This window comes from Spirillospora sp. NPDC049652 (genome assembly GCF_040675125.1).
In the GTDB taxonomy this organism is placed as follows: Bacteria; Actinomycetota; Actinomycetes; order Streptosporangiales; family Streptosporangiaceae; genus Spirillospora.
In genome coordinates, this window is sequence record NZ_JBFAOF010000227.1 from 1 (window position 1) to 9,020 (window position 9,020).

10 protein-coding genes are annotated in these 9,020 nt (G+C 73.7%); 7 read left to right on the plus strand and 3 right to left on the minus strand.

Annotated features, from left to right (window positions below):
- The 6 genes from AB0J52_RS16915 to AB0J52_RS16940 form a co-directional block, all read left to right on the plus strand.
- The coding region (locus AB0J52_RS16915; protein ID WP_500182513.1) for an ATP-binding cassette domain-containing protein at positions 1–712 on the plus strand (712 nt) is incomplete at its 5' end.
- Positions 709–1,440, plus strand: coding sequence for an ABC transporter permease (locus tag AB0J52_RS16920; protein ID WP_500182514.1), 732 nt, complete (start codon positions 709–711; stop codon positions 1,438–1,440). The genes AB0J52_RS16915 and AB0J52_RS16920, both read left to right, overlap by 4 nt.
- A gap of 112 nt (positions 1,441–1,552) precedes the next feature.
- Complete coding sequence (locus AB0J52_RS16925) at positions 1,553–2,767, plus strand: sensor histidine kinase (protein WP_500182515.1); 1,215 nt, start codon at positions 1,553–1,555, stop codon at positions 2,765–2,767.
- A 4-nt stretch (positions 2,768–2,771) separates the two neighbouring features.
- Positions 2,772–3,377 (plus strand): response regulator, encoded by a 606-nt coding sequence (locus AB0J52_RS16930; RefSeq protein ID WP_500182516.1) that lies wholly within the window; start codon positions 2,772–2,774, stop codon positions 3,375–3,377.
- A gap of 283 nt (positions 3,378–3,660) precedes the next feature.
- Positions 3,661–4,374, plus strand: coding sequence for a ribonuclease HII (rnhB, locus tag AB0J52_RS16935; RefSeq protein WP_500182522.1), 714 nt, complete (start codon positions 3,661–3,663; stop codon positions 4,372–4,374).
- A gap of 64 nt (positions 4,375–4,438) precedes the next feature.
- A complete protein-coding gene (locus AB0J52_RS16940; RefSeq protein ID WP_500182517.1) occupies positions 4,439–5,071 on the plus strand; it encodes an HhH-GDP family DNA glycosylase in 633 nt (210 codons plus the stop codon).
- Between the two features lie 149 nt (positions 5,072–5,220).
- On the opposite strand, the gene AB0J52_RS16945 is transcribed toward AB0J52_RS16940, so the two are convergent.
- The 3 genes from AB0J52_RS16945 to AB0J52_RS16955 all read right to left on the minus strand — a co-directional run bounded on the left by AB0J52_RS16945 (position 5,221) and on the right by AB0J52_RS16955 (position 7,770).
- Positions 5,221–5,880 carry a nitroreductase family protein gene (locus tag AB0J52_RS16945; RefSeq protein ID WP_500182518.1) on the minus strand — a complete coding sequence of 220 codons (660 nt, stop codon included), beginning with the start codon at positions 5,878–5,880 and terminating at the stop codon, positions 5,221–5,223.
- Positions 5,881–6,005: 125 nt separating this feature from the next.
- The gene (gene lplAB, locus AB0J52_RS16950; protein ID WP_500182519.1) at positions 6,006–7,055 is read right to left on the minus strand and encodes a lipoate-protein ligase LplAB; all 1,050 of its coding nucleotides are present in this window, start codon (positions 7,053–7,055) and stop codon (positions 6,006–6,008) included.
- Between the two features lie 73 nt (positions 7,056–7,128).
- Positions 7,129–7,770, minus strand: a complete 642-nt coding sequence (locus AB0J52_RS16955; RefSeq protein WP_500182520.1) for a TetR/AcrR family transcriptional regulator — start codon at positions 7,768–7,770, stop codon at positions 7,129–7,131.
- 121 nt (positions 7,771–7,891) lie between these two features.
- Here AB0J52_RS16955 and AB0J52_RS16960 point away from each other — a divergent pair, with 121 nt between their 5' ends.
- On the plus strand, positions 7,892–8,986 hold the full coding sequence (locus AB0J52_RS16960) for a Gfo/Idh/MocA family protein (protein ID WP_500182521.1): 1,095 nt from the start codon (positions 7,892–7,894) through the stop codon (positions 8,984–8,986).
- The last annotated feature ends 34 nt before the right edge of the window (positions 8,987–9,020 follow it).

Genomic DNA, 9,020 nt, shown 5'->3' on the forward strand with positions numbered 1-9,020 from the left:
CGGCGGGACGCCGGAGCGCGCCGTCCGGGCCGGACGGGTCGGCGCGATGCCGCAGACCGGACGCCTCATCGGCGGCGTGACGGTGCGGGAGCTGGTGGGTTTCGTCCAGCGGGCGCACGCGGCGGCAGCGCCCGGGCCGGTGTCGTCCCTGGACGAGCTGATGGCCGTGGCGCGCATCTCCGACCTGGGCGGACGCCGCGCGGACGCGCTGTCGGGCGGCCAGGCGCAGCGGGTCCGGTTCGCCATGGCGGTGGCGGGCGCGCCCGACCTGATCGTGCTGGACGAGCCGACCGCCGCGCTGGACATCGAGTCCCGGCGCGAGCTGTGGGCCGCGATCGGGGCCTGCGCCGGACGCGGCGCGACGGTGCTGTTCTCCACCCACTACCTGGAGGAGGCGGACGCCGAGGCCGACCGGATCGTGGTGGTCGACCGGGGCCGGGTCGTCGCGGACGGCACGAGCGAGGAGATCAAGCGGCGCGTCCCCGGCCGCACGGTCAGCGTCGACGCGGCCGCGCCGCTCGACCCGGCGGGCCTGCCCGGCGTGGTGAGCAGCGAGCTCGACGGCCGCCGCCTCCGGCTGCACACGACCGACGCGGACGCGACCGTGCTCGCGCTCGCCGCCGCCGGGGCCGTCCGGGACCTGGAGGTCACCGGCGCGAGCCTCGAGCAGGCGTTCCTGACCCTGACCCACGCCGAGGAGGCCGTCCGATGATGCTCGTCCACTATGTCCGGCTGGAGATGCTGCGGCTGCTGCGCGACCCCGGCTACCTGATCATGACGCTGGTGTCGCCGCTCACGATGTACCTGGTCTTCACCAACCTCGACCTCGGCGGCGGCACGAGCTCCGACGGGGCCGTCTACTCGATGGTGGGGATGGCCGGGTTCGGGGCGATCGGCGCGGTCATGACGAACGGCGTCTCGATCGCCGAGGACAAGCCGCTCGGCTGGATCCGGCAGCTGCGGCTGCTGCCCCTCGGGCCGTCCCAGGTGGTCGTCGGGCGCGCGGTGTGCGCGATGGTCGCGGCGCTACCGCCGATCCTCGCGGTGTGCCTGGCGGGCGCCCTGGTGGACGGCGTCTCGCTGTCGCCCGGCCGCTGGGCCGCGGTGCTGGTGCTGCTGTGGCTCGGGATCTCCCCGCTCGCCGTCCTCGGCGTCGGGTTCGGGTACCTGCTGACCGCGCAGAAGGCGCAGATGGCCTCGCTGGCGTTCTACATGGGCCTGTCCCTGCTCGGCGGCCTGTGGTTCCCGATCAAGCTGATGCCGTCCTGGGTGGCGGACATCGCGCGCGTCACCCCGGTCAACCGGTACGGCGAGCTGTCATGGAACGTGGCGGGCGGGCACGCGCCGACCCTGGTGGGCGTCTGCGTGCTGACCGCGTGGGCGACCGCGTTCACCGTGTTCTCGGTGGTCGCTTACCGCCGCGCCGCGCGGACGGTGTGACCGGGCAGCCAGTCCCCCGGGGGGGATGGAGCGTGCGAATGCTGTGGCGCGAACGTGAAGGAGGTGTGACCAGGTGGACATACGGTATCGACGTGCGAAAAGTGATCCGCTGATGCGGCGTGCGATCGGGGCGCGGGCCCCGCGGATCGTCCGGGACCGTGTTCCGCGACGGCCCTCCATGGACCTGGACCGGATGGACGAGAAGGGCCCGTCCGCCTGGGGGTTCGTGTTCTGGGTGATCCTCGCCTGGTGGCCGCTCCAGGACGTCCTGCGGGGTTCGGCCCATCCGCTGTGGCTGGCCGCTCCCCTCCTGGCGGTGTTCCTGGCCGGATACGTCGGGACGGTCATGGCGGCCTTCGACGCCCGCCTCCCCCTCTGGCTGCCGACGGCGGGCGTGGCCCTGCTGACCGCCGCCGCGGCCGGGGCCGCGACGGAGCTCGGCTCGCGCTGGTACGTGTTCTTCCCGCTCGCCGGCCTGGCCGCCGGGACGGTCGCGGGCCACCTGCCCAACCAGTCGCCGCGTCCCGAATGGGGATTGCTGCTGCTGGTGGGCGGGGTCTCCGGCACGGCGGGCGTGACGATCTGGCTCGGCGGGATGGAGGGCGACGGCGCCGACAGCATCTGGTGGGGAACCGTCTCGGCGAGCACCGTCACCGCGATCGTCATCCGGCTGTTCTCGGTGATCGCGCTGCTGCGCGAGGCCCGCGAGGAGCTGGCGCACGCCGCCGTCGCCGAGGAGCGGCTGCGGTTCTCCCGCGACCTGCACGACCTGCTCGGCCACACGCTGTCGCTCATGGTGGTGAAGTCGCAGGCCGTCCGGCGGCTCGCCGAGCGCGACCCCGCGCTCGCCGCCGCGCAGGCCGCCGACATCGAGCAGGTCGGACGGCAGGCGCTCACCGAGGTCCGGCAGGCCGTCAGCGGCTACCGGGGCCGGGGCCTCGCGGCCGAGCTCGACCACGCCCGCACGGCGCTCGCCGACGCGGGCGTCCGGGCGGTGGTGCGCCGCTCCGGCGGGCCGCTGCCCTCCGGCCCGGACGCGCTGCTCGGCTGGGTCGTCCGCGAGGGCGTCACGAACGTGATCCGGCACAGCGGGGCGGAACGGTGCGTGATCACCGTGCGCAACGACGGGTCCGAGGCATCGGTGGAGGTCTCCGACGACGGCCGCGGCGCGACCGGCGCGACCGAGGCGGAGGGAGCGGCGGCGGGGAACGGGCTGTCCGGGCTCGGCGAGCGGGTCGGCGCGGCGGGCGGGACGCTGCGGACCACGCCGTCCCGGTCGGGCTTCGTCCTGGCGGCGACGGTGCCGGTCCCGGCGGGTGGAGAATGATCCGGTGATCCGAGTGCTGCTCGCCGAAGACCAGGGCATGATGCGCGGCGCCCTCGCCCTGCTGCTCGGCCTGGAGGACGACATCGAGGTCGTCGCGCAGGTCGCGGACGGCGCCGAGGTGCTGCCCGCCGCCCTGCGCACCCGTCCGGACGTCGCCGTCCTGGACATCGAGATGCCGAACCGCACCGGGCTGGACGTCGCCGCCGACCTGAGCCGCGACCTGCCGTCCTGCCGCGTCCTGATCGTCACCACGTTCGGGCGGCCGGGATACCTGCGCCGGGCCATGGAGGCGGGCGCGCGCGGCTTCCTGGTGAAGGACGGCCCGATCGAGGACCTCGTCGCGGCCATCCGCCGCGTCCTCGCGGGCGAGCAGGTCGTCGACCCGGCGCTCGCCACGGCCGCCCTCTCGGTCGGCCCGAACCCCCTCACCGACCGGGAACGGGACGTGCTGGCCGCCGCCGCCGACGGCGCGACGGTCGCCGACATCGCGGGCCGGCTGCACCTGTCGGAGAGCACCGTCCGGAACTACCTGTCGTCCGCGATCGGCAAGACCGGCTCGCGCAACCGCATCGAGGCCGTGGGCTCGGCCCGCCAGAACGGCTGGCTCTGAGCACACCCCCCTGGGCCGGAGACCACATCACGCGTGTCGCGCGTCGCGGCTGACAGGGTGCCTGCTCACAGCGCGTCCGGGCGCGCCGGGGCCGGGCTGTGCCCGTACGATCTAGACCGCCGCACGCCTCCGAGGTCCGGGAGAACCCTTGTCCGCTGCCGAGTCCGCACGTCCCGCGACCTCCGCGTCCGCCGCAACCGCCTCGCAAGCCGACGCTTCGGCGCTCGCCGACATCGCCCTGCCGGGCCTGGAGACCGACGCGCCCGAACCGTCCGGTAAGCGCCTGCCGCGCGTCGCCGGATACGAGATCGAGGACGAGTTGCGGGCGCTGACCGGCCGTCCGGTGCGGATCGCGGGCGTGGACGAGGTCGGCCGGGGCGCGTGGGCGGGGCCGGTCGTTGTGTGCGCGGCCGTGACCGACCTTTCGGCCCCGCCGGAACTCCCTGGCCGCGGCGGTAGGAAAGTGAAGCTCACCGACTCCAAACTGCTGACCCGGGCGCACCGGGAGGCGTTCGCCGAGATCCTGCCGGACTGGCTGGACGGGCACGCGATCGGCGCGGCCTCCCCGGCGGAGATCGACGAACTCGGGATGACGGCGGCGCTGCGGCGCGCGGCCGTCCGCGCCCTGTCCGCGCTGCCCGAGCCGCCCGACCTGGTGCTGCTCGACGGCGACATGGACTACGTCCGCGATCCGCGCTGGCGGGTCCGCTGCGAGGTCAAGGCCGACCAGCGGTCGGTCACGGTGGCGGCGGCGTCCGTCCTGGCCAAGGTGCACCGGGACGGTCTGATGGCCGCGCTTGACACCGGTTTTCCCGGGTACGGGTTCGCCGACGCCGCCGGTTACCCGTCGCCGGTCCACCAGAAGGCGTTGGAGGAGCACGGCCCGACCCCGCACCACCGGATGTCCTGGTCGTATCTGGACGACCTGCCCCGCTGGCGGCACCTGAAGCGCCACCGCGACCCGCTCGCCGGCGAGGGCCAGCTCAGCCTGCTCTGATCACGCCTCCGCAGGCGTCAATCGCGCGTGCCTGGGTAAAGCGCGATTGACGGGAGGTGCGTTGATGGACGCTGTCGTGAAGAGGCTGTTGCGTGAGGCGGGCCAGACCTACGCCGAGGAGGCGGGTATCGCGCTCAAGGACCAGCCGGGTGCGCTGTTCCGGCTGCTGGTCCTGTCCAACCTGCTCAGCGCCCGGATCGGGTCGGAGATCGCGATGGCGGCCGCGCGCGAGGTGTTCGCGGCGGGCGGCGGCACGGCCCGCGGGCTCACCCGGCTGACCTGGCAGCAGCGGGTGGACGCGCTCGGCCGGGGCCACTACGTCCGCTACGACGAGAGCACCGCGACGCGCCTCGGCGACATGGCCGACCTCGTGCTCGACAAGTACGGCGGCGACCTGCGGCGGCTGCCCATCGAGGCCGGACGCGACGCCCAGCGCGCCGGCGAGCTGCTGCGCGAGTTCCCCGGCATCGGGCCGGTCGGCGTGGACATCTTCTGCCGCGAGGCGCAGCAGATCTGGCCGTGGCTGCGTCCCTACATCGACGGGCAGGCGCTCAAGGGGGCCGAACGCCTCGGCCTTCCGGCCGATCCGAAGCGCCTGGCCGACGAGGTGCCGGACAAGGAGATCGGACGGTTCTCGTCCGCGCTGGTGCGCGTCGCCCGGGACAAGAAGCTGGCCGAAGCCATTCTGAAGGGCTGACCGTTCCAGGTTTCCTGGGCGGAGGGAATCGGCCGGGGCGGGTTCTCCGTGCCCCGGCCGATTCCCTTTGGCATTTGTGCCGTTTCCCTGATCCGGGCCGTGGTCAGGCGTAGCGTCAGAGGTGGATCCGGCGTGGGTCGATCGCGGATTCAGAGGTGGATGACGACCTCGTCCACGGGCTTCTTCGTGATGTCGGGGACCATCGCGTCGTCCGCCGGATAGCCGACCGGAATGACGACGTACGCCCGCTCCTCCCGGGGCCGCTCGCAGACCTCGTTGAGGAATTTCATCGGGCTCGGCGTGTGGGTGAGCGTCGCGAGGCCCGCCTGGTGCAGCGCCGCGAGCAGGAAGCCCACGGCGATCCCGACGGATTCCTTTACATAGTATGGTCGCGGCGAACTCGGCCCCTTGTGCACCTCGAAGACGATGATCACCGCCGGGGCGTCCTCCAGGAACGGCTTGCGCCAGTCGGTGCCGAGCGGGGCCAGCGCCTCCAGCCATTCCGGCGACGCCCGGTGCTTGTAGAACTCGCGTTCCTCGGCCTCGGCCGCCTCCCGCAGCCTGCGCTTGCGTTCGGGGTCGGTGACGACGACGAACCGCCACGGCTGGACGTTCGCGCCGCTCGGCGCGGTCGCCGCGGCGCGCAGCGCGTGCTCGATCGCCTCGGGCGGCACCGGCCGGGGCGCGAAGTCCCGGACGGTTCGGCGCAGCGTCATGGTGTCGGCGAACGCCCGCGCGCGTTCGACGGCCCGCTCGGCGGGCACGTCGAACCGGGGGGCGGGGACGACCGGATACGGGTATCGGCTCATGCCCTCGTTCTAACCGGCGGCCCGCCCCCGCCACAACGGCAAGATCCGCCACCGGTGATCAAGGAACGCGGCCGATCACGGCGCACGGCCGTTCCGGGAGCGCGGGCGACCAGGAGGGCGGGCGATCAGGGAACGCGGGCGGTCCACTCCGGGGTGGCGAACTTCTCCGCGACGTACTTGTCGGCGAGGATCCGCTCGTCGTCGGTGAGGGTGTCCGCGGTGAGGCCGTAGCGGGTGCGGAAGTGCGCCACCATCCGGCGGATGATCTCGTCGCGCGCCAGGCCGGTCTGCCGGCGCAGCGGGTCGACGCGCTTCTTGGCGCTGGTGGTGCCCTTGTCGGACAGCTTCTCCCGGCCGATCCGCAGCACCTGCAGCATCTTGTCCACGTCGATGTCGTAGGACATGGTCACGTGGTGCAGGACGGCGCCGTTCGCGAGCCGCTTCTGCGCCGCGCCCGCGATCTTGCCGTGGTCGGAGGTGATGTCGTTCAGCGGCTGGTACCAGGCGCGGACGCCGAGCTCGGCCAGCGCGCCGAGTACCCAGTCGTCCAGAAAGGCGTAGCTCTCGGCGAACGACATGCCCGCGACCAGCGACTCCGGCGCGTACAGCGAGTAGGTGATGGTGTTGCCGGGCTCGACGAACATCGCGCCGCCGCCGCTGATCCGGCGGACGACCTCGACGTCCAGGGAGCGCGCGGCGTCGCCGTCCACCTCGTTGCGCAGCGACTGGAAACTGCCGATGACCACGGCGGACGCGCCCCACTCCCAGATCCGCAGCGTCGGCGGGCGGCGGCCTGCGCCGACCTCCTCGGCGAGCACCTGGTCGATCGCCATGTGCAGGGCGGGCGGCTGCGGCCCCTCGTGGACGAGCCGCCAGTCGTGGTCGCGCCAGTCGGAGGCGCGGGCGATGGCCCGGCGCACCACGATCCCGACCGCCTCGGCCGTGAGGCCCAGCATCACCGTGCCCTCGGGCAGCTCCGCCTGCACGCGGGCGGCGAGGTCGCGCGCCTCCAGTCCGGCGGGCAGGCCGTCGAGCGCGCGGTTGATCGCGTCGAGCGCCTCGTCCGGTTCGAGGAAGAAGTCACCGCTGATCCGGGGGTCGCGGATCAGGCCGTCGACGACGTCCACGTCGGCGACGACGAGCTTCCCACCGGGCACCTTGTATTCGCCATGCATCACACGTGAGTCAACGGCGTCCGCCCGCCGGGGATTCCGCCCCGGCGGGACCGGCACGACCTGGAGATCTCCGCTACCGGGCCGTCTCGGTCTCCGGGGCTCGGGGGGCGGTGCCGGGCGGCGGGGTGGGGACGGGCGTGCGCAGGCCGTCGAGGACGATCGCGAGGTTGCGCTCCCACTGCGACGGGCCGGCGTGGATGCCCATGGTGTGGGCGCCCGTGGACACCCCGACCAGCAGGAACGACACGTCCGTCCAGGACACGTCGGGGCGGATGGCCCCCGCGTCCTGCGCGCGCTCGACCAGCTGCCGGACGCGGTCGCGCAGCTCGGCGCGCTCGTGGTCCAGCACGCCGCCGATCGCCTGGTTCACGTCGCACAGCTCGTTGCGGAGCCGCAGGTAGGAGGCCGCGAAGTCGCGGAAGCCGGTCCACGGGTCCGGATCGGCGAGGCCCTGGTCCCCGCGTTCCAGGATCTCGCCGATGATCTCCTCCAGGACGGCCTGGAGGAGCCGTTCGAGGGTGCCGACACGCCGGTAGAAGGTGCCCACGCCGACGCCCGCGCGGCGCGCGATGTCGTGCGCGGTGATCTCGCCGCCCTCGGCCGCGGCCTCGCGCGTGGCGGCGACCAGCCGCTCCACGTTGCGGCGGGCGTCGGCGCGGGGGACGCGCCCGGAACCGTCGTCCAGGAGGCGGTCCACGGCGCTCACGGTCTGCATGGGGACGATCCTAGCAAACGGACGACACGCGTCCGGATTAAGTGGACAAGGCGCGTCCGCTTGTCCTAGAGTCCTCGGCATCCGGACGGCACGCGTCCGCTTCCCGGGAACGGAGTTCACCATGTCCGCGATCCGCGTCGGCATCATCGGGGCCAACCCCGACCAGGGCTGGGCGTCCCGCGCCCACATCCCCGCGCTGCGAGCGCTGCCCGGCTTCGAGATCACCGCCGTCGGCACCCGGCGCGAGGAGAGCGCCCGCGAGGCCGCCCGCCGGTTCGACGTCCCGCACGCGTTCACCGATCCGCGCGAACTCGCCGCCCACCCGGACGTCGACCTGGTCGCCATCACGGTGAAGGTGCCCGCGCACGACGAGCTGATCCGCGCCGCCTTCGACGCGGGCAAGGACGTCCTCTCCGAATGGCCGCTCACCCGCACGACCGAGGAGGCCGAGGGCGTGGTGAAGCTCGCCGCCGAGACCAGTGTCCGCACGGCCGTCGGGCTGCAGGCCCGTTTCTCCCCCGCCGCCGCGCACGCCCGCCGCCTGCTCGCCGACGGGTACGTCGGCCGGGTGACCTCGGTGAACGTCTACGGCGCCCTCTTCAAGGGCGCGGACGGCACGCTGCCCGGCTGGTCGTCCTACACCGCCGACGTCCGCAACGCGGCGGGCACCCTTGAGGTCGCGGGCGGCCACCACCTCGACCTCGTCCAGCACCTCGCCGGGCCCGTCGCTGAGCTGTCGGCGAGCCTGGCCGTGCAGCGCGTCCACTACACGGTCGCCGAGACCGGCGAGCCGGTCGAGTCCGACAGCCCCGACCAGGTCGTGGTGACCGGCGCCCTCGCGTCCGGCGCGACGCTCTCCGCGCACATCCACTACGCCAAGGTCACGGCCCCCGGCACCCGCATCGAGATCGCCGGCACCGAGGGCGACCTCACGCTGCTGTCGCGCGGCGGCGCGGGCGTACAGATCGACAACCTCGTTCTGCTCGGCAACCGCGAACCCGGCGGTGTCCCGCGCGAACTCGACCTCCCGGCCGACCTGAACGTCCTTCCGCCCGGCCTGGAGGGCACCCCGGCGGCGAACGTGGCCCTCGCCTACCAGGCGTTCGCCGACTCCCCCGCGTCCGTCCCCACCTTCGAGGAGGCCCTGGAGCTGCACAGACTCCTCGACGCCATCCGGCTGTCCGCGGAGTCCGGCACGCGCCGCTCGCTGGGCTGAACCGCCTGGCGCGCGGCGCGCGGTCGGCCGCCGC